Annotated in this window: 24 protein-coding genes; 11 read left to right on the forward strand and 13 right to left on the reverse strand. The window is 71.3% G+C overall.

Features of this window, described 5'->3' with window-relative positions; translation table 11 throughout:
• Positions 1-63: 63 nt before the first annotated feature.
• Positions 64-1,563: a bifunctional aminoglycoside phosphotransferase/ATP-binding protein gene (locus KF737_RS11580; RefSeq protein WP_296454582.1), complete on the reverse strand. Its 1,500-nt coding sequence runs from the start codon at positions 1,561-1,563 to the stop codon at positions 64-66.
• A complete protein-coding gene (gene pdxH / locus KF737_RS11585) occupies positions 1,560-2,225 on the reverse strand; it encodes a pyridoxamine 5'-phosphate oxidase (protein WP_296454584.1) in 666 nt (221 codons plus the stop codon). Before pdxH ends, KF737_RS11580 begins: the two co-directional genes overlap by 4 nt.
• 101 nt (positions 2,226-2,326) lie before the next feature.
• On the opposite strand from pdxH, the gene KF737_RS11590 reads away from it, so the two are divergent.
• Positions 2,327-3,013 (forward strand): DnaJ domain-containing protein, encoded by a 687-nt coding sequence (locus KF737_RS11590; RefSeq protein ID WP_296454586.1) that lies wholly within the window; start codon positions 2,327-2,329, stop codon positions 3,011-3,013.
• A gap of 10 nt (positions 3,014-3,023) precedes the next feature.
• Here KF737_RS11590 and KF737_RS11595 read toward each other — a convergent pair whose 3' ends face one another.
• From KF737_RS11595 to KF737_RS11610, 4 genes are all read right to left on the reverse strand, one after another.
• On the reverse strand, positions 3,024-3,413 hold the full coding sequence (locus KF737_RS11595) for a hypothetical protein (protein WP_296454588.1): 390 nt from the start codon (positions 3,411-3,413) through the stop codon (positions 3,024-3,026).
• Positions 3,414-3,485: 72 nt separating this feature from the next.
• On the reverse strand, positions 3,486-3,947 hold the full coding sequence (locus KF737_RS11600; protein WP_296454591.1) for a hypothetical protein: 462 nt from the start codon (positions 3,945-3,947) through the stop codon (positions 3,486-3,488).
• A gap of 135 nt (positions 3,948-4,082) precedes the next feature.
• A complete protein-coding gene (locus KF737_RS11605; protein ID WP_296454592.1) occupies positions 4,083-5,507 on the reverse strand; it encodes a M20/M25/M40 family metallo-hydrolase in 1,425 nt (474 codons plus the stop codon).
• Between the two features lie 209 nt (positions 5,508-5,716).
• A complete protein-coding gene (locus tag KF737_RS11610; protein WP_296454594.1) occupies positions 5,717-6,871 on the reverse strand; it encodes a serine hydrolase in 1,155 nt (384 codons plus the stop codon).
• Between the two features lie 127 nt (positions 6,872-6,998).
• Between KF737_RS11610 and KF737_RS11615 the strand changes: the two genes are divergently transcribed.
• From KF737_RS11615 to KF737_RS11630, 4 genes are read left to right on the forward strand one after another with little or no spacing between them, the layout of a single operon-like run.
• Positions 6,999-8,081, forward strand: a complete 1,083-nt coding sequence (locus tag KF737_RS11615) for an MBL fold metallo-hydrolase (RefSeq protein WP_296454597.1) — start codon at positions 6,999-7,001, stop codon at positions 8,079-8,081.
• 45 nt (positions 8,082-8,126) lie between these two features.
• Complete coding sequence (locus KF737_RS11620; RefSeq protein ID WP_296454599.1) at positions 8,127-9,092, forward strand: oxidoreductase; 966 nt, start codon at positions 8,127-8,129, stop codon at positions 9,090-9,092.
• Between the two features lie 47 nt (positions 9,093-9,139).
• Complete coding sequence (locus KF737_RS11625; RefSeq protein WP_296454666.1) at positions 9,140-9,592, forward strand: GNAT family N-acetyltransferase; 453 nt, start codon at positions 9,140-9,142, stop codon at positions 9,590-9,592.
• Positions 9,589-10,203, forward strand: a complete 615-nt coding sequence (locus KF737_RS11630; RefSeq protein WP_296454601.1) for a GNAT family protein — start codon at positions 9,589-9,591, stop codon at positions 10,201-10,203. The genes KF737_RS11625 and KF737_RS11630 overlap by 4 nt, the downstream gene beginning before the upstream one ends.
• A gap of 155 nt (positions 10,204-10,358) precedes the next feature.
• On the opposite strand, the gene KF737_RS11635 is transcribed toward KF737_RS11630, so the two are convergent.
• The 4 genes from KF737_RS11635 to thrB all read right to left on the reverse strand — a co-directional run bounded on the left by KF737_RS11635 (position 10,359) and on the right by thrB (position 13,437).
• Entirely contained in the window at positions 10,359-11,435 is a 1,077-nt protein-coding gene (locus tag KF737_RS11635; protein ID WP_296454603.1) for a hypothetical protein, read from the reverse strand.
• Between the two features lie 72 nt (positions 11,436-11,507).
• Positions 11,508-11,954: a MarR family winged helix-turn-helix transcriptional regulator gene (locus tag KF737_RS11640; protein WP_296454604.1), complete on the reverse strand. Its 447-nt coding sequence runs from the start codon at positions 11,952-11,954 to the stop codon at positions 11,508-11,510.
• 68 nt (positions 11,955-12,022) lie between these two features.
• A complete protein-coding gene (gene rnhA / locus KF737_RS11645) occupies positions 12,023-12,475 on the reverse strand; it encodes a ribonuclease HI (RefSeq protein ID WP_296454606.1) in 453 nt (150 codons plus the stop codon).
• Complete coding sequence (gene thrB / locus KF737_RS11650) at positions 12,472-13,437, reverse strand: homoserine kinase (RefSeq protein WP_296454608.1); 966 nt, start codon at positions 13,435-13,437, stop codon at positions 12,472-12,474. Before thrB ends, rnhA begins: the two co-directional genes overlap by 4 nt.
• A gap of 103 nt (positions 13,438-13,540) precedes the next feature.
• Between thrB and KF737_RS11655 the strand changes: the two genes are divergently transcribed.
• Complete coding sequence (locus KF737_RS11655; protein WP_296454668.1) at positions 13,541-13,768, forward strand: AbrB/MazE/SpoVT family DNA-binding domain-containing protein; 228 nt, start codon at positions 13,541-13,543, stop codon at positions 13,766-13,768.
• Complete coding sequence (locus KF737_RS11660; protein WP_296454609.1) at positions 13,765-14,184, forward strand: type II toxin-antitoxin system death-on-curing family toxin; 420 nt, start codon at positions 13,765-13,767, stop codon at positions 14,182-14,184. Before KF737_RS11655 ends, KF737_RS11660 begins: the two co-directional genes overlap by 4 nt.
• Here the strand turns inward: KF737_RS11660 and ispH are convergent.
• A complete protein-coding gene (ispH, locus tag KF737_RS11665) occupies positions 14,159-15,100 on the reverse strand; it encodes a 4-hydroxy-3-methylbut-2-enyl diphosphate reductase (protein WP_296454612.1) in 942 nt (313 codons plus the stop codon). The genes KF737_RS11660 and ispH overlap by 26 nt on opposite strands.
• Positions 15,101-15,452: 352 nt before the next feature.
• Here ispH and KF737_RS11670 point away from each other — a divergent pair, with 352 nt between their 5' ends.
• Positions 15,453-16,136, forward strand: a complete 684-nt coding sequence (locus KF737_RS11670) for a Tat pathway signal sequence domain protein (RefSeq protein WP_296454614.1) — start codon at positions 15,453-15,455, stop codon at positions 16,134-16,136.
• The gene (gene argS / locus KF737_RS11675) at positions 16,133-17,965 is read left to right on the forward strand and encodes an arginine--tRNA ligase (protein WP_296454616.1); all 1,833 of its coding nucleotides are present in this window, start codon (positions 16,133-16,135) and stop codon (positions 17,963-17,965) included. Before KF737_RS11670 ends, argS begins: the two co-directional genes overlap by 4 nt.
• On the opposite strand, the gene KF737_RS11680 is transcribed toward argS, so the two are convergent.
• Positions 17,901-18,311, reverse strand: coding sequence for an STAS domain-containing protein (locus tag KF737_RS11680; RefSeq protein ID WP_296454618.1), 411 nt, complete (start codon positions 18,309-18,311; stop codon positions 17,901-17,903). The two genes, argS and KF737_RS11680, sit on opposite strands and share 65 nt — an antisense overlap.
• A 147-nt stretch (positions 18,312-18,458) precedes the next feature.
• Positions 18,459-20,801, reverse strand: a complete 2,343-nt coding sequence (locus tag KF737_RS11685; protein WP_296454620.1) for a TonB-dependent receptor — start codon at positions 20,799-20,801, stop codon at positions 18,459-18,461.
• A 265-nt stretch (positions 20,802-21,066) separates the two neighbouring features.
• Between KF737_RS11685 and KF737_RS11690 the strand changes: the two genes are divergently transcribed.
• The gene (locus KF737_RS11690) at positions 21,067-21,771 is read left to right on the forward strand and encodes a GntR family transcriptional regulator (protein ID WP_296454622.1); all 705 of its coding nucleotides are present in this window, start codon (positions 21,067-21,069) and stop codon (positions 21,769-21,771) included.
• The gene (locus tag KF737_RS11695) at positions 21,768-22,844 is read left to right on the forward strand and encodes a serine hydrolase (protein ID WP_296454623.1); all 1,077 of its coding nucleotides are present in this window, start codon (positions 21,768-21,770) and stop codon (positions 22,842-22,844) included. The genes KF737_RS11690 and KF737_RS11695 overlap by 4 nt, the downstream gene beginning before the upstream one ends.
• Positions 22,845-22,933 lie beyond the last annotated feature (89 nt).

Here is a 22,933-nt window from a genome sequence, read left to right on the forward strand (position 1 = left end):
AGCCGACGCCGGTTCCGCAACGCCCGCCCCCTCACAACTGAACGTCATGGCCCGGGATGACGTTCAAGGGGTGGAGCTCAGCCACGCCTTCGCCGCCGCGTCCTTGGGCGCTTCGGTGGAGACGGTCGGCCAGGCGAGCGTCTGGGCCTTCAGGCGCTCCACCTGCTGATGCAGCACCTCGACGGTGGCGTCCGAAGCGTCGCCCCTGCGGTTCGCCACACGCGCCTCCAGCACGGCCAGCGGCGCGTCGAGCCAGGCGGCGCGAAAGGGGACGCCGCACGCCGCCGCCAGCGCCTCGGCGCGCGCCCGCAGCGCCGGGTCCAGGAACGTCGCGTCCAGCACCACCGCGCGGCCGGCCCGCAGCATGGCGCGCGCGCTGTCGAACAGCGCGTCGTAGGCCCGCGCCTGGGCGTCGGGCGTGTAGGCTTCGCCCGGCAGGGGCGCCGTGGGCGGAATATCCAGCAGCCGCTTGCGCACCTCGTCCGTGCGCAGGATCACCGCGCCCGGAGACGCGCCCAGCGCCGGCGCGATCGCCCGCGAGAACCGCGACTTGCCCGAACCGGAGAGCCCGCCCACGGCCGCCAGCACCGGCGCCGCCGGCGACAGGTGCGCGATCGCCGCCTCGACATAGGCCCGCGCGGTCTGCGGATCGCCCGAGTGCGCCGAGACGTGCGCGCGCACGCCCGCCCGCACCGACAGCATCAGCGGCAGGGCCGCCAGCCCGTCCCAGATCTCCGCCGGGAACCGCCGCGCCGCCTCGTCCATGTAGCCCGACAGCGCGCGCACCGCCGCGTCGCGCCGCCCGCGGAAGTCGAGGTCCATCAGCAGGAACGCGAGGTCGTACTGGACATCCAGGTCCGACAGCACGTCGCTGAACTCGATGCAGTCGAAGAGGATCGCCCGGCCGTTCTCCATCAGGATGTTGCCCAGGTGCAGGTCGCCGTGGCACCGGCGCGAGAAGCCGTTCGCCGCCCGCCGGGCCAGCATCGCCGCCTGCTTCTCCAGCTCGGCCTCGGTCAGCGCGATCATCGCCTCGACGCGGCCCTGGTCGAGCCCGTCGCAGGTCTCGCGCAGGAGCCTGGCGTTCGAGCCGACCGTGAAGCTGAGCGCCGTCAACCCGCCCTCGGGCCTGAGCGGCGCCGCGGCGTGGAAGCCCGCGATGGTGCGGCCCAGCCCCTCGGCCAGGTCGCCGTCCACCGCCTCGGGCCTGGCCGCCAGCACCTCGCGCTCGTCGAAGCGGCGCATCTCCAACACGTGCTCGACCGTCTCGCCCGACCCGTCGATGGCGAAGCCGCCGCCGGCCTCACGGGTGATCGGACGCACCGCGCGGTAGATGTCGGGCGCGGCGGTCCTGTTGAACTCCAGCTCGCGGTCCAGCGCCCACTTGCGCAGTCCGGGGGTGGAGAAGTCGGCATAGCCCAGGTCGGCGTGGCGCTTGATCTTCCAGGCTGATTCGGCCCCCAGGAAGACGTGGGCGCAGGCGGTGTCGATGGTCCGTTCGGTCCGCCCGGCGAACCACGCCATCAGCTCCGCTTCCAGCGCCGTGGGCCTGGCGAAGCTCAAGGAAACAGCCTGCGCGTCGTCCATCCGCCATCCGCCGCCTCGAACACCAGCCGCTCGTGCAGCCGGAACGGCCTGTCGCGCCAGAACTCGATCGACTGCGGCGCGATCCGGAAGCCCGACCAGTGCGGCGGCCGCGGCACCTTCCCCAGCCCGAACCGCAGGCCCATCTCGGCGATCCTCTTCTCCAGCGCGAGGCGGTCCGGCAGCGTCCGCGACTGGTCGCTCGCCCACGCCCCGATCTGCGCCGGCCGCGCCCGCGTCGCGAAGTAGGCGTCGGCCTCGGCGTCGGTCGTCCGGGTCACGGCCCCGCGCACCCGCACCTGCCGCCTGAGCGACTTCCAGTGGAACAGCAGCGCCGCCTTCGGATGCGCCGCCAGCTCCCGGCCCTTGGCGCTCTCCAGGTTGGTGTAGAAGACGAACCCCGAGGCATCGACGTCCTTCAGCAGCACCATGCGCACGTCGGGCATGCCGTCCGCGTCGACGGTGGCCAGCGCCATGGCGTTGCCGTCGTTGGCCTCCTTCGCCACGGCCTCGGCGAACCAGTCCCTGAACAGCGCGATCGGGTCGGCCTCGCTCAGCAGCGGCGGCGGTTCGGCGGCGGCCACCTGGCGGACGTAGTCGTCCTCGCTGGGCGACGCGGGGATGAGGGTCTTGTCGGTCACCCTCGCCCTATACCGCGCCCGCCCCCGGCGTTGCGAGGGGGCGCGCGCGCCGAACTGGCCTTAACCGCGCGTTGACGCCGTTCACCCTAACGTCCGGGCTCATGACTCGGCCGATGCCCGAGATGTCGATGAGGGACGCCCGCGAGGTGCTGGGCGTGACGGCGGCCGCGACCCCCGCCGAGGTCCGCGCCGCTTTCCGCGAGGCCGCCCGCAGGGCCCACCCCGACACCGGCGGCGACGCCGGCGCCTTCCGCCAGGTGGTCGACGCCTACCAGCGCCTGCAGCACCCCGAACGCTACGTCGCCCCGCCGGTCCGCCCGCGCGCCGCGCCCGATCCGGACCTCGAGATCACGCCGAAGCTGGCCCTCGAGGGCGGCGACGTCGACCACCACTTCCCGGACGGCCGCGCCATCCGCATCACGCTGCCGCCGGGCCTCCGCTCGGGCGACAAGGTGGCCGCCGGCGGCGCCGAGCTCTGCGTCTACATCCGCGCCGAAGACGGCGTACTGGTCCGTGGCGACGACGTCTGGATGACCGTGACGGTTCCCGCCGCCACGCTGAAGAAGGGCGGCCGGATCAGCCTCGACACGCCGATCGGGCCGCGCAGCGTCTGGATCGACGCCAGGGCCGCCGAGCGCGGCCTGGTCCGCGTCGAGGGCGAGGGCCTGCCGGCCCGCGGCCGCCGCGCCCGGGGCTGCCTGTTCGTGCGCCTCACCGCCGCCCCCGGCGTCGCCGACAGCGCCGCCATGGCCCTCCTCCGCCGCTTCGCCGCCGCCTGGGCGGCCTGAGGCGCCGGCCCTACTCCTCCGCGGGCGCGTAGGTGAGGTAGCCGCGCTCGACCATGCGGCGCAGGCCGTCGTAGGCGGCGGCGAGCTCGTCGTAGGTGGCGCGCAGGTGGACGAGGCCGGCGATCTGCTCGCGCGTCGGGGCGCCGGCCTCCTCGCTGATGGCGAGCGCGGCCACGACCCAGCGGGTGCGGGCGAGCGCGCAGGCCGACGCCAGCTTGTGGATGCGCTCGCCCTCGACGGCGCCCATGGCCCCGCTCAGGAGCTTCCTGTTGGCGGCATAGGCGGCGTAGTCGATCTGCTCGAGGTGGCCGCGCAGGTTGCGCTGGGCCTTGGGATCGACGTCGTCGTCGGGCTCGAAATGGTCGCTGGGGGTGCGGCGGGCGCCGATCAGCTTGGCCATGGGCGCAAGCTCCTGTGGGACACGGGTCGCCGTGAGGTTGCGCCCGAAAGGCTAACAATCCCTTCGGATCGGCTACAGACCCTTGGCCTTGGCCAGGTTGACCTTCGGAATGGCCACGGCGAAGGCGCCGCCGCGCCTGGCCTTGGCGGCGGCGGTCTCGGCCCAGGCGGCGGCGAAGGCGGCGGGCGTGGGGCCCGCCGGGTCGCCGAGGGCCAGCGTCCAGGCGCGGCCGGCGAGCGCCTTGGCCAGCGTGGCGCGCAGGTCGGGGTCGTCCTGCGGTGGGTCGGCAGGCGGCTTCAGGAGCGTGTGCAGGACCAGCGCGTCGGCGCGGGGTGCGACGACGGCCAGCGGCGCGCCGCCAGGTGCGTCCTTCAGCGCCGCCGCGAAGCCGCTGAGCGCCATGCGGGCGCGGGTGGTGCGACGCTCGCCGCCGGCCCAGCCGACCGGGCCTGCCGCATCGGCGCGCACGAAGGCCCAGCCGCCGTGCCCCAGGCCGGCGTCGTGATGGGAGGCGATCCAGAGGCGGGTGGTCAATTGCAGACCCTCAGGAACGTCATGGCCCGGCGTGTCCGGGCCACCCACTGGGCTGTGACCGGACTTCTAGCTCACAGCCCAATGGGTCCCCCGGACGAGCCGGGGGATGACGAGCGAAAGGGAGAGGTGGCGGGGTCAGTCCTTCGCCTCGGCGTACATCTTCACCAGCCGGTAGCTGAACTCGCGGCCCTCCATCAGGGAGGTGACGCCGATGCGTTCATTCAGGCCGTGGATGCCGCCGAGGTCGGGGTCGTAGAACAGGCCCGAGACGCCGTAGACCGGGATGCCGACGGCGATGAACGCCGGGGCGTCGGTGCCGCCCGCCTGCAGGATCGGCACGACCGGCACGCCCGGCCACATGGCCTGCGACACCTTCTCGATGGGGCCGAGCACGTTGGGCGTGAGCGGCGGGGCGGGCTTGGCGTCGACGCGGTCGAGCGGCACGGTCGAGACACTGACCTTGGCGTCGCCGATGACCTTGACCAGCGTGTCGCGCACCTGGCCCGCGGTCTCGCCCGGGAAGATGCGGCAGTTGATGGTGGCGGTGGCGCGCTGGGGCAGCGCGTTCTGGGCGTGGCCGCCCTGGATCTGGGTGGCGACGCAGGTGGTGCGCAGGATGGCGTTGTCGTTGGCGTCCGTGCTGAGCAGGGCGTTGGCCGCCTTGTCGCCGGGGTTGGCCACGATGGCGGTCATCGCCGCGCCGCGCTCGCCGCCCACCACGCCGGCCATGCGGGTGAAGTAGGCGCGGGTGGTGTCGTTCATCTGCACCGGGAACTCGTAGGCCGCGATCCGGTCGACGGCCTTGGCGAGCTGGTAGATGGCGTTGTCGGGCACGGGGCGGGAGGAGTGGCCGCCGGGGTTGGTGGCCTCGAGGCGATAGCTGAACGAGCTCTTCTCGCCGGCCTGGATGTTGTGGACCACGCGCTTGCCGCCGGGCGCGTCGAGGCCGCCGCCGGCGCCTTCGTTCAGGCCGAAGGCCGCGTCCACGAGGTCGCGCTTGTTCTCGGCCAGCCAGCGCGCGCCGTTGACCTGGCCGCCGCCTTCCTCGCCGCAGGTGAGCGCCACCTTGAGCGTGCGGCGCGGCTGGTAGCCCTCGCGCTTGAAGCGCACGAAGAGGTCGGTCCAGATCGCGGCCTGGGCTTTGTCGTCGCTGGCGCCGCGGGCGTAGAAGTAGCCGTTCTCCTCGACCAGCTTGAACGGGTCACGCTCCCAGTCCTCGCGCCTGGCCTCGACCACGTCGATGTGGGCGAGCAGCAGGACGGCCTTGGCCTTGGGGTCCTTGCCCGGGAAGACGGCGACGAGGCCGCCGTCCTTGGGCTTGCCCGGCGGGGTGAAGACCGTGAGCTGGCTGTCGGCGAAGCCCGCGGCCTTCAGGCGGTCGGCCATGCGCTGGGCGGCCAGCGTGCAGTCGCCGGCGGAGAAGGTGGTGTTGGTCTCGACCAGCTCCTTGTAGAGCTCGCGGAACTGCGCCTCGCCGGTGTCGGCCGGGGCCTTGGGGGCGGCCTGCGCCGTGGCGGCGAGCGCGGCCGTGGCGGCCAGTGCGGCGGCGAACCTGAACATCGATAACCCCTCCCGAAGATGCGCTACTCCTACCGCCTCCTCTTCGTTTGTCATCCCGGTTTCGCGGCACGCGAAGACCGGGACCCAACCATCCGGCGCTCTGACGTTGTGGGTGGCCTCGATCGCGGGGGCCGGAGCGCCGACGCGGAGCACCGGATGGTTGGGTCCCGGTCTTTGGCTGCGCCAAAACCGGGATGACAAGTGTGGGATCAGGCGGCCGCCGCCGCCGCGACCACCGCCTGCGAGAGCGCGCCGCTCATGCCCTCCGTGGAGGTGTTGGTCATGAGGACGAAGGTGAGGTTGCGGGAGGGATCGACGAACCAGGTGTGGCCGTAGACGCCGCCCCAGAGCCACGAGCCGTTCGGCAGCGGCGAGCCGGACGCGGCGTTGTCGAGCACCACGGCGCCGCCGAAGCCGAAGCCCATGCCCGGGCCGCTGATGACGATGGCGTGGCCGCCGGTCTGGTTGGTCACCATCGCCTTGGCGGTCTCGCCCGAGAGGATGGGCGCGCCGCCCCGGCGGATGGTCTCCAGGAAGCCGATGAAGTCGGTCGCCGAGCAGGCCATGCCCGCGCCGCCGGACGGGAACGACGCCTTGTCGAAGATGCGGTCGGGGGCGAAGCGGATGCCCGAGAGCTCGGCGAAGGGGACGACGTGGGTCTCGCCCATCGGGATCGGCGGCGGGCCGTCGGCGTAGGCCTTGGCGAGGCGGCGGCTGTCGGCGACGTGGAAGCCGGTGTCGGCCATGCCGAGGGGCTTCGTCACCTTCTCGGCCACGACCTCGCCCAGGGTCTTCCCGGCCGCCTGCTCCATGGCGGCGCCCAGGACGTCCATGCCGACCGAGTACAGCCAGGCCGCACCGGGCGGGAAGATCAGGCCCGCCTCGGTGATCCGCTTCAGGTTCTCGGTGAAGCCGAGCCCCGGCTGGTCCATGCCGTCGGACACCTGGAGCTGGAGATAAGGTCCGTCGATGGGCTGCATGAAGCCGTAGGAGAGCCCCGCGGTGTGGGTGAGGAGCTGGAAGATGGTGATCGGCGGGGCCTGGCCGTCCCACTGCGGCCTGAAGTCGGGCAGGAACTTCGTGACCGGGTCGTCGAGCTTCAGCAGGCCGTCTTCCACCAGCGCCAGGGCGGCGGCGGTGACGATCGGCTTGGTGAGCGACGAGGCGCGGAAGATGGCGTTCGTCTCCATCGCGCGGCCGGCCTCGATGTCGGCCTTCCCGGCGGCGCGGGCGTAGGCCAGGGCGCCGTCGCGGGCGACGAGGCAGACGCCCCCGGCGAGCCGGCCCTCGGCGATCGCGGCGTCGATCAGCGGATCCAGCCGGGCGGCAAGCGCGGCATCGGGGCGTTCTGCGAGCTGGACCATGGCGTTCCTCTGTATTGTCGGCGCGCAGCCAACAGGCTGCCCCCCGCGTCAGTCAATGCGCGCGTGGTGTTGCCCTCCGCAGCGGGAGGGGCGGATACTGCGGCGAGCTATCCGTGGGAGTGGGCGCGTGCGGGACGGGATCGAACAGGGGACGTGGGAGAGCCACCGTCCGAAGCTGACCTATCCGTTCGACCATGCGCCGAAGCTGGGCGAGGCGGTGGACATCGCGCCGGGCGTGAAGTGGCTGCGCATGCCGCTGGGCGGGGCGTTGCAGTGGATCAACGTCTGGGCGCTGGCCGACGAAACGCCTGATGGCAAGGCGGGCTGGGCCATCGTCGACACCGGCATCAGCGGGATCGAGACGCGCAACGCCTGGCGCGCGGCGCTGGCGGGTCCGCTGGGCGGCAAGCCGGTGACGCGGGTGTTCGTCACCCACATGCACCCGGACCACATCGGCATGTCCGGCTACCTCACGCGCAAGTTCGACGCGCGGCTGTGGATCACCCGGCTGGAGTACATCACCTGCCGCTCGCTGGCGGCCGACACCGGGCGCGAGGCGCCGGAGGACGCGGTGCGCTTCTTCCGCGCCGCGGGCTGGGACGAGGAGGCGCTGGAGAACTATCGCGCCAAGTTCGGCGGGTTCGGCCGCGGGCTCTACGCGCTGCCCGACAGCTTCCACCGGCTGAACGACGGCGACGAGGTGAAGATCGGCGACCACGCCTGGCGCGTGGTGGTCGGATCGGGCCACAGCCCGGAGCACGCCTGCCTCTGGTGCCCCGACCTGAAGCTGATGATCTCGGGCGACCAGGTGCTGCCGAAGATCTCGTCGAACGTGTCGGTGTTCCCGACCGAGCCCGACGGCGACCCGCTGACCGACTGGCTGACGTCGCTGAAGCGGATCAAGGGCAAGATCCCCGACGACGTGCTGGTGCTGCCGGCGCACAACGACCCGTTCCGGGGCCTGCACGCGCGGATCGACCACCTGATCGGCGGGCATGAGCGGGGCCTGACACGGCTGCACGCGCTGATCGCCGAGCCGAAGCGGGTGGTGGACGTCTTCCACGTGCTGTTCCGGCGCAAGATCGACGAGTACCTGCTGGGGATGGCGACGGGCGAGGGCCTGGCCCACCTGAACTGCCTGCTGGCCCGCGGCCAGGCGGTGCGGGAGCGGGACGCCTCGGGCGTCGACTGGTACCGCGCGGCGGCGTAAGGCTGCCGCCCAGGGCCGTGGGACAGGCGGCTGCGAGGGGATGGCATGAGCGAACGGATCACTTCGGACTTCGGGGCCAGGAGCACGGCGCGCGAGGTCGTGGCGGGGCACGACCTGGCGGGCGCCAGCGCCATCGTGACGGGGGCGGCCACCGGCATCGGCGTCGAGACGGCCCGTGCGCTGGCCGAGGCGGGCGCCGACGTCATGCTGGCGGTGCGCAACACCGACGCCGGCCAGGCGGTCGCCGACGAGATCAACCGGGCGGGCGGGGGCAAGGTCAGCGTCGGGCGGGTCGACCTGTCGGACCTGGCGTCGGTGGGCGCGTTCGCCACGGCCTGGGGCGACAGGCCGCTCAACATCCTGGTCAACAACGCCGGGGTCATGGCCTGCCCGCTGGCCTACACGGCGCAGGACCTGGAGATGCAGGTGGGCACGAACCACTTCGGCCACTTCCTGCTCGCCATGCTGCTGGCGCGGGGGCTGATGAACGCGGCCGACGAAGGGCGTGGGAGCCGGGTGGTCTCGCTGTCGTCCATCGGCCACCGGCGGGGCGGCGTGGTGTTCGACGACATCCACTATCGCAACCGGCCCTACGACAAGTGGGAGAGCTACGGGCAGGCGAAGACGGCCAATTCGCTGTTCGCCGTGGGCTTCACCGAGCGCTTCGCCGACCTGGGCGTGACGGCCAATGCGGTGATGCCGGGCGGGATCATGACGCCGCTGCAGCGGCACCTCAGCCGCGAGGAGATGATCGGCTTCGGCTGGATGGACGAGACCGGCAGGCTGAACGACCGCTTCAAGTCCACCGAGCAGGGCGCGGCCACCAGCGTCTGGGCGGCGGTGGGCGACGAGCTGGAGGGCGTGGGCGGGCTCTATCTGGAGAACTGCAACCAGGCTCTTCCGTGGAGCCAGGAGAGCCCCTTCGAAGGGGTGATGCCGCACGCGCTCGACCCGGAGGCGGCCCGGCGGCTGTGGGCGATCTCGGAAGAGACCACCGGAGCGCGGCTGTGAGCGACGGGAGCGGCGCGAAGGCCACGGTCACCGTTCGGGTGGCGACGATGGGCGACACGCCGCTGATCCTGCAGTTCATCCGGGAGTTGGCCGAGTACGAGCGGCTGCTGCACGAGGTGGAGGCGACCGAGGCGGACGTGCGCCGGGACCTGTTCGGCGAGAACCCGCGCTGCTTCTGCGACATCGCCGAGGCGGGCGGGACGGCCGTCGGCTTCGCGCTGTGGTTCTACAACTACTCCACCTTCCGCGGGCGGGCCGGCATCTACCTTGAGGACCTGTTCGTGCGGCCGGAGGCGCGCGGCCTGGGCGCCGGCAAGGCGCTGCTGCGCCGGCTGGCGCAGCGGTGCGTGGACGCCGACCTGGGGCGGCTGGAGTGGGCGGTGCTGGACTGGAACGCGCCCTCGATCGCCTTCTACGACTCGCTGGGCGCGGGCGCGATGACCGACTGGACCGTGCGGCGGCTGGACGGCGAGGCGCTGATGCGCCTGGCCGCCTCGTGAGCGCGCCGCCGAAGACCGTCATCCAGGCCTCTCAGGAGCAGGCCGAGGCCCTTCGCCATCGCGTCCGCACCGTGGACGTGGCGACGCTGGGCCCGCGCCGCGAGCGGGCCGACCTGCGGCACGTGGCCGGGCTGGTCGAGCTCCTGTCGGACCCGCGCGTCTCGGGCCCGATCTACGACCTGCCGCGCCCGATCACCCCCGACAGCGTCACCCGCTGGGTGGCCGAGAGCCAGGCCCGGATGCTGGCGGGCGAGGCGCTGCTGATCGTGAGCCTGGACGACGCCGGCGCGGTGGCCGGCTACTCCCGCATCACCGTCTGGCCCGAGCACCTGTCGGCGGAACTGGCCGGCGCCGTCCGCGCCGACATGCAGAACCGGGGCCAGGGCGGCGCCGGCATGGCGCACACCTTCGGCTGGATCTTCGAGACCCTGGGCGTGCAGCTCATGTGCCTGACCTCGGCGCTCGACAATGTGCGCGCGCAGAAGGGGATCGACGGCGCGGGCTTCGTGCGCATGGGCGGACGCGACGCCGTGCGGCCGGACGGCACGGTGCGGCGGTCGGTCTACTGGGAGATGACCCGCGACCAGTGGCGCCAGCGGCACAAGCTGTAGCGGCGCTCACCCCTTCTCGATCGTCATCCCCCGGCTTGTCCGGGGGACCCATTGGGCTGTGCGGTCCAGGAAGCGCACTGCGTCGCCGCCGCGGATCATCACGAACGCACAGCCCAATGGGTGGCCCGGACAAGCCGGGCCATGACGTTCTTTAGTTACGGCGGCGGGCCGAAGGTGCGGCCGAAGAGCATGAGGGCCTGTTCGATGGCGGCGCGGTGGGTTCCGCTGCGCGGCGCGTTCACCGGGCAGAGGTCCTTCACCACGGCGTCGCCGGCCGGGGTGCAGCGGGACAGGAAGTCGTAGTGGCCGACGCCGGGCAGCACCTTCAGCCGGGCGCCCGGGATCAGCCGCGCCGCATAGCTGCCGTTGGTGTTGGGCGGGGCCACGTCGTCGCCGTCGCCGAGCACGATGGCCACGGGCATCCGCAGGCCTTGCAGGCTCCGGGGGTCCAGCGCCTGGACGATGGCGGGGGCGATGGCGAAGGCGGCGCGGACCTCGGGCAGGCCGAGGTCGCCTGCGGCGCGGTCGACGGCGGGCTTCGCCTCGGGGCTCTCCAGGAAGGCCACGGCCGCGTCCATCGTCAACGTGGGCAGCTCCTTCTGCGGCTTGCAGACGCCGTCGTCGGGCCGGTCCTTGCAGAAGGCCTTGAAGCGCGCGACGTCCACCCGCGCGCCGGCCGCCACCAGGCTGGTGAACCCACCCGCGGAGAAGCCGGCGACGCCCACCTTGGCCATGTCCAGCCGGCGGCCCAGCTCGGGATCGGCGCGAACGCGGGCGAGCGCCGCGGCCAGGTCGCCCGGCCGTTCCCAGAAGAGCGTCGCGCCGGCCACCGTCATCGGCTCCATGCCGTTGTTGCCCGGGTGGTCGACGGCGATGACGATGTAGCCCTGCGACGCCATCACCGTGCCGAACCAGCCCATCATCCGCGCCGTGCCGCCGAAGCCGTGGGAGAAGAGGATCACCGGCCGGCGGCGCTCGTCGGCGAAGCCAGCGTCGGGCGCCGCCTCACCGACATAGAACAGCGGGGCGCCGGGCGGCCCGATGACGATGTCCTGCTCGTTCGCCAGGTCGTTCGCCGGGTACCAGACCGTGACGCGCAGCGCGTCCCTGTGCTGGGCGTCGCGCAGGGCGGCGGTCGGGTTGGTCGCCTGGACCTGGCGTTCGCCGACGGGATAGGCGCAGGCCGCCGTCGCCCAGAGCGAGGCCAGCAACGCCAGCAGGATCGTCCTCATCGCACCCTCCGCCCGCCGTCGGGCCGCCTTGGATCGAAGCCTGCCCGGACCCCCGGTGTCGAGAACCAGGTTCTAGCGGATCTCGCTCATCCAGACGCGCAGCGCGCGCAGGAACGGGAGCGCCTCGCGGAACTCCTTCTGGGTGAAGCCGTCGCGCAGCTTCTCGACCTTGGGCCGGATCGCCGCCATCGAGCGGTTGTAGGCCTCGCGGCCCTCGGGCGTCAGGCGCACGCGCTTGCGCCGCCGGTCCTTCGTGCAGGCCTCCACCGAGACCAGCGCCGTGCATTCCAGCCGCTGCAGCGTGTTGGTGATGGCGCCCGGCGTCATCTTCAGCGCGTCCGAGATCTGCGCCGGCGTCAGGTCGTCGCCGCGCCGCGCGATCAGGTTCAGCACCTCGTACTGCGGATAGGTCAGGCCGACCGGCAGGGCGCGGGTGATCGCCATGCGCACCCCGTGCTCGATCATGCTGATCTCGTCGAAGACCTGAACCTCGGGATGTTCCTCGATGACCGCGGCCATGCAGCACTCCTCCGAATCACCGATGGGAGGAGTCTAGCCGCCAGCCTCGATGGTTCAAGATTGAACGATCAGCCCGACGCGGCCTCGAGCGCCGCCTTGAGCCCGGAACGGGCGAGCATGTCCGCCCGCTCGTTGAGCTCGTGGCCGGCGTGGCCCTTCACCCACCTCCACGTCACGTCGTGACGCGAACGCGCTTCGTCAAGGCGCCGCCACAGGTCGTCGTTCTTGACCGGCTTGCCGTCGGCCGTGCGCCAGCCCTTGCGCTTCCAGCCGTGGATCCACTCCGAGATGCCCTTCATCACGTAGGTGCTGTCGGTATGCAGCTCGACCTTGCAGGGCTTCTTCAGCGCCTCCAGCGCCTGGATCGCCGCCATCAGCTCCATGCGGTTGTTCGTCGTGGCCGGCTCGCCGCCCGAGAGCTCCTTCTCGGTCGCCCCGTGCATCAGGATCGCGCCCCAGCCGCCCGGCCCCGGATTCCCGGAGCACGCGCCGTCCGTGTAGATGACGACACCCGGGATCATGCGGGGGTCCCGAAGAGAACCAGGTCCGGCGATGAGCGATGCACTGCCAGCTTGCGCTCGTACTCCAGCGGGTCCTTCGGCTTCACCAGCGCCCCGGCCGGCGTCGCGTGCCAGTCGTGCAGGCGCGTCAGGAAGAACCGCATCGCCGCCCCGTGCGCCAGGACCGGCAGCGCCGCGCGCTCGGCGTCCGTGAGCTTCCGGCGGCTCTCGTAGCCGCCCACCAGCGCGCGGGCCGCAGTGATGTTGAAGCTGCCGTCCGGCTCGAAGCACCAGGCGTTCAGGGCCACCGCGATGTCGTAGGCGAGCGCGTCGGTGCAGGCGAAGTAGAAGTCGAAGGCGGCGGCGAACCTGCCGGCCGTGAAGAAGACATTGTCCGGGAAATAGTCGGCGTGGATCACGCCTTCCGGAAGCCCCCGCGGCCACCTGCGCGCCAGCAGCTCGAGGTCACCTGCGATCACCTTCGACAGCCCCGGCTTCAACTTCTCCGCATCGCCCGTCAGGTTCGCGAACATCGGCGCCCAGTAGGGCTGGCCCAGGTCGTTCACCCGCGCCATCGGGAAGCCGTCGCCGGCGATGTGCAGTCGCGCCAGGCTCTCCCCGGCCTCGCGGCAGTGGGCGACGGTGGGCCTGCGCACCGACAGCCCGGTCAGGAAGCTGACCAGCGCGCACGGCTTGCCCCGCATCCGCTTCAGGATCTCGCCGTTCCGGTCCGCGATCGGCGCGGCGCTCGGGAACCCGTGCCGCTCCAGCCACTGCATCAGGCCCAGGAAGAACGGCAGGTCCTCCTCCCGCACCCGCTTCTCGTAGACGGTCAGGAAGTAGCGGCCTTTCGTCGTCTCCAGCAGGAAGTTGGAGTTCTCCACCCCCTCGGCGATGCCCTTGAACGACGTCGCCTGCCCGATGTCGAAATCGGCCAGCAGCCCCGCGAGCTCCTCGTCGGTGATGTCGGTGTAGACCGCCATGCGCGTCGCAGTGCGGCACGTCGGCGAGGCGGTCAAGGGCGTCGCGCGGCGGAACGGTCCGCAAATGCTGGCGCGCGCGTATTATATGCGTTATAACGCGCACATGATCACACTCAAGCTCACTCAGGTAGGCAACTCCGTCGGGCTGCTCCTGCCGAAGGAAGCGCTGGCAAAGCTCGGCGTGCAGAAAGGCGACACGCTCTACCTGACCGACGCACCCGACGGCGACATGCGCATCTCGGCCTACAGCCCCGGCGTCGCCGAAGAGATCGCGCTCGGCGAAGAGTTCATGGACGACTACCGCGACACCTTCCGCGCGCTGGCGAAGTGAGCGAGCCCGGCTGGATCAGCAAGGAAGCGCTTCTCGTCCTTCATGATCGAAGCCTCGCCTTGCATGGCGGCGCGGCGGGCCTGCGTGACGAAGGGCTCCTGGAGTCTGCGCTCCAGCGCCCGCAGAACCGCCATTACTACGAGGGCGTCGGCGACGTCTGCGAGCTGGCCGCGACCTACCTCGTAGCGCTGGTCAGCAACCATCCCTTCATCGACGGCAACAAGCGGGCCGGCTTCCTGGCGGCCGGTCTGTTCCTCCGAAAGAACGGGCGCAGGCTCGTCGCGGCTCAGGCGGACGCCGCGCGCGCCGTGCTGGCTGTCGCAGCGGGCCAACGCGACGTCGAGCAGCTCGCGACGTGGCTTCGCGAACGATCCATCGAAGAGGAAGCGCCTAAGCCACCGCCCGCGGCAGCTTGAAGGTCACGGTCTCGCGGGCCGCGTCGGCTTCCTCGACGCTCACGTCGAAGGCGGCGGCGAGCCTGTCGATCACGCCCTGGACCAGCACTTCCGGCGCCGAGGCGCCCGCCGTCACGCCCACTGTCCGCGCGCCGTCCAGCCACGCCAGGTCCAGCGCCGAGGCGTCGTCGATGAGGTAGGCCCGCGCGCCCGAGCGCCGCCCCACCTCCGCCAGCCGCACCGAGTTCGACGAGTTGGCGCTGCCGATCACCAGCAGCACGTCGGAGCGCGCTGCGATCGCCTTCACCGCGTCCTGGCGATTGGTGGTGGCGTAGCAGATGTCCTCCTTGTGCGGCGCCGCGATGGCCGGGAAACGGGCCCGGAGCGCCGCCACGATCTCGGCCGTGTCGTCCACCGACAGCGTCGTCTGGGTCACGAACGCCACGTTGGCGGGGTCCTTCGGCCGGAACGCGCGGGCGTCCTCCACCGTCTCGACCAGCACGACGGCGCCCTCGGGCAACTGCCCCATGGTGCCCACCACCTCGGGGTGGCCCGCGTGGCCGATCAGCACGATCTCGCGCCCGGCGTCGAAGTGGCGCCCGGCCTCCACATGCACCTTGCTGACCAGCGGGCAGGTGGCGTCGAGGTACAGCATCTGCCGCTGCTTGGCCTCGGCCGGGACCGACTTCGGCACCCCGTGCGCCGAGAACACCACCGGCCGGTCCGCCGGGCATTCTTCCAGCTCCTCCACGAACACCGCGCCCAGCGCCTTCAGCCGGTCGACCACGTGGCGGTTGTGGACGATCTCGTGGCGCACATAGACCGGCGCCCCGTACTTCGCGATCGCCCGCTCCACGATCTGGATCGCCCGGTCCACCCCCGCGCAGAACCCGCGCGGGCTGGCGAGCAGGACGGTGAGCGGGGGGCGCGGCGGCATGGCGTGCGAACCTAGTGCGCCGACGGCTCGACCGCCAGCCCGTCGCGGCCAAAGAAGGATAGAACGCTCACTCAATATGTTCTATATTTGTTCGCCATCACCCGGCTTGTCCGGGTGACCCATTGGGCTGTGAGTCGAAGGTTGGATCGCAGCGTCGCCGCCGCGTGCTCGATCGTCGGGCTCACCGCCCAATGGATCCCCCAGACAAGCCGGGGATGACGAGCGGGGATGGGTGGCGCCCCATTCCCCGCCGCCGATGTCCAACCGTCGCGTTGCCGCCGCATTCATCCCGCTGTACTTAGCCCCTGACCGCCGCGGCCTTCCCGCGGCCCTTTCCGTTGGACGCCTGTTCATGCGCCGCCAGATGCTTCTCGCCGCCGCCCTGATGGCGGCCTTCACCGCCGTTCCGGCCGCCGCCTACGCGCAAGGGCGCCGCGACCCCGAGGCCGAGCAGCGCAAGCAGCAGGAAGACGCCGCCAAGAAGCGCAAGCAGCGCGAGGAGTGGGGCGACGTCCAGGCGCCGCTGCCGCAGTTGCGCAACGCCGGCCCCTGCCCGTTCGTGAAATCGCTCTACGACGCCGCCCGCTACGTCGAGTTCAAGGACAACCGCGAGGCCTCGGCGAACGTCGGCTGGACCGGCGAGATCCAGGGCATATCGGCCGGCTGCTCCTACAAGGACGACCAGCCGATCGAAGTGACCATGGAAGTGCTGTTCGAGATGGGCAAGGGCCCGCAGTCGACCGGCCGCCAGAAGACCTACAGGTACTGGATCGCCGTGACCGACCGGAACCGCGAGGTCATCCACAAGGAGAGCTTCGACCTGCCGGTCACGTTCCCCGAGGGCCAGGACCGCGTCTACGTCACCGAGCAGATCGGCTCGATCACCATCCCGCGCGCCGGCATCGCCGTCTCGGGCTCGAACTTCGAGGTGCTGATCGGCTTCGAGGTGACGCCGCAGATGGCCGCCTTCAACCGCGAGGGCAAGCGCTTCCGCGTGAACGTCGGCCAGACCGCGAGCGCCGCGCCGAACCCATGAGCGACCTCAAGACCGCCTTGGGCGAAGCGGTCGCCGCCGCCTTCGCCGCCGAAGGCGTGCCCGCCGACCTGGCCCGCGTCACGCCGTCCGACCGGCCCGACCTCGCCGACTTCCAGTCGAACGGCGCGCTGGCCGGCGCCAAGCGCGTGGGCAGGAACCCGCGCGAGATCGCCGCCGCCGTCGCCGAGCGGCTGAAGGGCGACCCGCGCCTGGCGTCGGTCGAGATCGCGGGCCCCGGCTTCATCAACCTCAAGATCGCCGACGCGGCCCTCAGCGACCGCGCCAACGCCGTCGCCGCCGATCCGCGCGCCGGCGCCGAAACGGTCGTCCGGCCTCGCCGCGTCATCATCGACTACGGCGGCCCCAACGTGGCCAAGGAGATGCACGTTGGGCACCTGCGCGCCTCGATCATCGGCGAGAGCCTGAAACGCATCTACCGCTTCCGCGGCGACGAGGTGATCGGCGACGCCCACTTCGGCGACTGGGGCTTCCAGATGGGGCTGCTGATCGCCGCCGTCTGCGACACCTATCCGGCCATCGCCGAGCTGGTCGAGGACCTGAACGCCAAGGGCGAGGTCACCGAGGCCGACAGGGGCCGCCTGGCCGTGCTGGCCACGCTGGGACTCGACGACCTGGGCGCGCTCTACCCGCCGGCCGCCGAGCGGGCGAAGAGCGACGTCGGGTTCCGCAACCGCGCGCGCCGGCTCACCGCCGAGCTTCAGTCGAAGAAGGCCGGCTATTACGCGCTGTGGGAGCGTTTCCGCGACGTGACCCGAGAGGCCCTGATCCGCGACTTCCACGCGCTCGGCGTCGACTTCGACTGGTGGAAGGGCGAGAGCGACGTCGAGGACCTGATCGGCCCGATGGTCGCCGAACTGGACGGCAAGGGCCTGCTGGTCGACGACCAGGGCGCGCGCATCGTCCGCGTCGACCGGGACGGCGAGACGCGGCCGAAGAAGCTCGCCGACGGCACGGTGATCGAGGCGCCCTGGCCCGACCCGCTGCTGGTGGTCTCGTCCGAAGGCTCGGCGATGTACGGCACGACCGACCTCGCCACCATCCTCGACCGCCGCCAGGCCTTCGACTTCGACCTGGTCATCTACTGCGTCGACCAGCGCCAGGCCGACCACTTCGAGATCGTGTTCCGCGCCGCCTGCCTCGCCGGCTACGCCGCCGAGGGCCAGTTGATCCACGTCGGTTTCGGCACCATGAACGGGACCGACGGCAAGCCCTTCAAGACCCGCGCCGGCGGTGTTTTGAAGTTGAACGATCTGATCGAGATGACCCGCGAGAAGGCGCGCGAGCGCCTGCGCGAACAGTCGCTGGGCGAGGACGTCCCGGCCGACGAGTTCGAGGAGATCGCCGGCAAGGTGGCCGTCGCGGCGCTGAAGTTCGCCGACCTGCAGAACTTCCGCGGCACCAGCTACATCTTCGACCTCGACCGCTTCTCCAGCTTCGAGGGCAAGACCGGCCCCTACCTGCTCTACCAGGCGGTGCGGGTGAAGAGCCTGCTGCGCCGCGCCGCCGCGGAGGCCGCCGAGGCCGGTCCGGTCGTCGTCGCCGAGCCGGCGGAGCGGGATCTGGTGCTGGCGCTCGACGCCTTCGACGCCGCCCTGGCCGACGCCTACGACAAGAAGGCGCCGAACATCCTCGCCGAGCACACCTACCGCGTCGCCCAGGCCTGGTCGAAGGTCTGGGCCGCCTGCCCGATCCTGCAGGCGGCGGACCCGGCGACCCGCGCCAGCCGCCTGACCCTGGCCACCGCTACGCTTCGACAGCTCGAGCTGGCGCTTGACCTTCTTGGGATAGCGACACCGGACCGGATGTAGGCATCTCGGGCACGGCCTTCGACGCGCCCATGAAGTGGATCGTGGGCGCCCGGACTCGGAAGACGCTGTCCAGCCGGCTGATCGTCAGGATCTCGCGGACCCGGCCCTCGGGGCAGGTCAGCACGATGCGCCGCGCCTCGTGCTGCGCGCACGCGAGCGCGCGCAGGCCGTGCGACGAGATCTCGCGCAGGCCCGAAAGGTCGATCTCCAGCACCTCGTCGCGCGCCGCCGCGTCGGCCGCCGCATCCGCCAGGAAGGCCTGGAACTCGGGGCAGCTCGCGGAATCCAGGCAGCCCTCCACCTCGACCACCGCGTGACCGGCGCCGCTGAGTTTCCGCCACCCCATGCCGCCTGCGCCTCCCCGCGCAATTAGCCCCCGTCACACTTACGGACGGCGTGGTTAAGCGGATGCGCCGGACGCACCGGCTTTTTTTGGGGGACCGCGACCGGAACGCCCTGCGTGTGGGAGAAGGCGTTCTCCGTGCCCGGCGCCCTACCAGCGATAGATCACGTTGGCGCCGACCGTCCGGGGCTGATTGTAGCGGACCGAGAGCGGCGCGGCGCCGGTCTGCAGTTGCAGCAGCGCGATCGTCTCGTCGGTCAGGTTGGTCACGAACAGCGCCGCTTCGACCTTGCCGTACTTCACCCCGACCCGCGCGCTCGTCAGGTCGACGTCCTGCAGATACACCGGGCCGGTCGCCGCCGTCACCGTGTCCTGGATGCCGTCCCGCTGGCCGTTGTAGGTCACGTTGAAGAAGCCATCGACCTTGTCGGTCAGCGGCCGTCGGTAGCCGATCGTGGCCGACATGTTCCACTTGGGGATCTGCGCCACCGACGAGCCCACCAACGGCAGGCCGGAATAGTTGTTCGGCGTGTCGACGTACCGCGCCCGCTGCCGCGAGCCGTTCAGGCCGATGTTCAGCGTGCCGTCGGCCACCCGGAAGCGGCCGTCGATGGCGGCCTCGACGCCGCGCGCATGCACCGTGCCGCCGTTGATGTTGAACACCGTCGGGCCGCGTCCGCAGGCGTTCGTCACCGCGCAGCCGTCGGTGATCGAGGTGATCGCGTCCTCGGTCCGCGAGGCGTAGGCCGCGACGCGCAGGAAGATGTTGCGCGCCAGGTTGCCCTTGTAGCCGACCTCGTAGCTGGTCGTGTCCTCGTTGCCGTAGGTGGGCCGGAAGGGATTCGGCGCGAACGGCGACGAGGTGCGCGCGTTGACCCCGCCGGCGCGGTAGCCGGTCCCGACCTTGGCGTAGGCCAGGCCGCCCAGGTCGCCTGGCAGGGTGTAGCTGACGGTCGCCGTGTAGTTCAGCCGGTTGGCCTTGAAGTCGTAGGCCGCCGACGGCGCGGCCAGCGTCGTCGTATAGAGCAGGAACGACACCTGGGACGCCTGCTTGTCGTCGTGCGAGTAGCGCAGCTCGCCGGCGAAGGTGAATGGGCCGGTACGGTACTTCATCGAGCCGTACACCGACTCCGACTCGTTCTTCAGCGTGGCGCGCGCTTCCGTGCCGAAGCTGTTCGGGAACGGGGTCGGACAGGCCGTCGAGGTCGGGAGCAGGCGATAGCAGACCGGTGCGGTGGGCGAGCCGCCGCAGATGCCTGCGCCCACCCGCAGCACGCAGGGCGTGGTGGCCGAGAACGTCCCGTTCAGGTCGTCCTGGTTCAGGTAGTCGCCGCCGACCAGCCACTCCAGGGCGCCCTCGAGGGCCGTCCCGGCGAGGTGGATGTCCTGGTAGAAGGTGCGGTCCTTCGCCAGCGTCGAGGTCTGGCCCAGCGGGTAGACGCCGACCTGCCCGGTCCGCTGGAATTCCGCTTCCGTGGCGAGGTCGATGGCGGACGCGAAGTCCTGTCGCGACTTGAAGTTGCTGACCATGCTGGTCGACGTCAGCGTCGCCCAGCCCAGGTCGTAGTCGGCCAGGATCATGGCGCGATGGGTCTTCTGGTTGACGCCGTCCTGCCCGTCGTGCGGGATCACGAAGCGGTTGTGCCTGTAGCCCAGCGGGATCGCCGCGGCCCGGCCCGGCTCCAGGACATAGGCGTTCAGGAAGGTCGGCAGGTCGAGGTCCTGGGCGTCCACCAGGAAATCGATATCCAGCGGCCCGCGCCTGAAGCGGAGCTGGGCCCGTGCGATCCAGCCCTCGGTGGAGTCATAATATTTGTCGCTGGTCGGGTTGTAGTAGAAGCCCTTGCTCTGATCGACGCCCTGGACGCCGATGCGCACGGCGACCTCGTCGCTGAGCTGCTGGTTCACCACCCCGATGAGCTTCCGCTGCTCCAGCTTGCCGGTGTAGGTCCCGCTGACATAGCCCGAGTTGTTGAACTGCGGCCTGGCCGAGACGATGTTCACCACGCCGTATTCCGAGTTGCGGCCGTACAGCGCGCCTTGCGGCCCCTGCAGCACCTCGACCCGCTGGGCGTCGAAGTGGTCCACATGCCGGAAGTTGCGGCCGCCCAGCGTGCTCGATCCGACGTAGGCGCCATTGACGAACAGGCCGACGCCGGAGTCCGCGCCCGTCGCCCGCTGGGTGCCTGAACCGCGGATCGAGACCTCGCTCAGGTTGCTGCTTTGCAGGTCGTTGAACCGGACGCCGGGCACCGTGCGCAGCAGGTCGCCGGTGCCGGCGATGGGCCCGGTGGCCTCGAGCTGCTCGGCCGTCACTGCCGAGATGGTCATCGGCACGTCGCGCAGGCTCTCCTCGCGCCGGGTGGCCGTGACGATCAGCTCGTCGATGGTGTTCGCGTCGCTCGCCTCGACGCGGGCCGAAACGGGCTGGGCCACGGCCGCGCCCGCGGCCAGAAGCGACACCGCCGCAGCGGAGCAGAACAGGTTGCGCATGACTCCCTCCCATCGGGCGCTTGGCGCGCCATTGGGGGCTAGACACAACGAACTGCACGATCATGTCAAATTTATTGTACGACAATATTCTTTCATTCGTGGAACATTCGGCGCTAGGCTGCGTCGACGCCACATTCCGCGCGGACTTCCCACCGCTCGATTCAACCGTCAGAGTCGCGCTAGTCGAACACCGTCCCACCAAGAGGTCTCCGCCCGCGCCATGCCCTCCAAGTCGTCGATGCGAATGGCGACCGATCCGCCGCCCGTGACGGCTGGCGACGTGGCCGTGGCGCTGCGCAAGCAGATCGCCGACGCCGTGCTGTCACCCGGCGCCTGGCTGCGCGAGGCGCGGATCTGCGCCGAGTTCGGCGTGGGCCGCTCCATCGCGCGCACGGCCTTGCGCACCCTCGCCGACGACGGCCTGGTGATCATCGAGGAGAACCGCGGCGCCTATGTCGCGGCCACCAGCGTGCAGGAGGTGTTCGACCTCTACGAGGTGCGCGCCGCGCTCTACGGCCTCGCCGCCCGCTTCGCCTGCATCCGCGCGACGCCGCCGTTCATGGCCGAGACCCTGCAGATGGTCGACGGCCTGCTGGCGGCCTCCGAGCGTCATGAGCCGGCCGAAGAACTGATCCGTCAGAGCGAGGTGATCTTCAGCCGCCTCTCCAGCGTCGGCAGCGCCGACGCCCAGCGGATGATCGAGTCCATACGGCGCAAGACCCGCTGGCACTATTCCTACTTCGCGCTGGCCGAGAGCGTCGATGGACGGGGGCCGGTCGAGCACTGGCGCGTGGTTCGCGCCGGTCTGGCCGCCCGTGACGGCGCGCTGGCGGCCGAGGGCGCACGCAACATTATCTACTACATGCAGAACGAAGTGATGCGGCTGATGATCTCGCGAGGCTACGGCCTCCAGGCCGCCGAAGCGCCCGCCTCGCTGCGCGAGGTCGGATTTCCGGGGAAATCGAGATGAACGACGCGCTCTCCCGCCGCACGGTCCTCGCGACCGCGACGGCCTTCGCCGCCACGCCCGCGCTGGCCGCTTCGCTGGCGCCCTACTGCCCGTCGGCCACGGCCTGGGAGACGCTGGGCCCCGCCGCCGCCGGCCTCGACGCCGGCAGGCTGGAGGCCGCCGTCGACGCCGCCATGGCCGCGCGCAGCCGCAGCGTGCTGGTGCTGCGGGGCGGCCGCATCGTGCTGGAGCGCTATGCGGCGGGCTGGGGCGAGGACAGGTCGCAGGAGGTGGCCTCGGTCGGGAAGAGCATGGTCGCCGTCCTGATCGCCATGGCCATGGACGACGGCAGGATCAAGAGCCTCGACCAGCCTGCTGCCGACTTCATCCCCTCCTGGCGCGGCGGTCCCAAGACCAACATCACGCTCCGCCACCTGATGAGCATGACGTCCGGCCTCGACGATACGGGCCTGGCGCTCCGCAACGTCGCCGGCGACCAGTACGCCCTGAACGCCGGCGCGCCCGAGAAGGACCTGCCGGGCACGAAGTGGCACTACAACACCGCCGTCTACCACCTCTGCTTCCACGTGCTGGCGAGCGCCGTCGGCGAGCCGTTCGAGGCCTACGCCCAGCGCAAGCTCCTCGGTCCGCTCGGCATGACCCGCACCACCTGGCTCACCAACAAGGGCCAGGGCGCGAACGGCCCGGTCACCAACTACTACACCGCCGTCTGCTCGGCCCGCGACCTCGGCCGTTTCGGCCTGTTCGCCCAGCGCCATGGCCAGTGGGCGGGCAGGCAGCTCGTGAGCCGCCAGGCCTTCGACACCCTGATCGCGCCGTCCCAGGCGCTGAACCCGGCCTACGGCCTGCTCTGGTGGGAGAACGCCAGGCCCGGCGTGAGCGCCGCCGGCGGCGCCCCGGGCCTGCGCTTCCCCGGATCGCCGTCGGACACCTTCGCCGCCCTCGGCGCCGGCGGCCAGGCCGTCCTGATCGTGCCCTCGAAGGACCTCGTCGTCATCCGCCAGGGCGACCCGCCCGGCGCCGAAGCCATGCTCCCCACCCTCCTCGCCGGCGTCGTGGGGGCAAGCGCCTGACCGGCGCCCGCCACGTTCCCCTGCTCGTCATGGCCCGGCTTGTCCGGGCCACCCACTGGGCTGTGAGCCCCCAGTGATCCGCAGCGGCG

It is taken from the genome of Phenylobacterium sp. (assembly GCF_019636135.1).
Classification (GTDB): domain Bacteria; phylum Pseudomonadota; class Alphaproteobacteria; order Caulobacterales; family Caulobacteraceae; genus Phenylobacterium.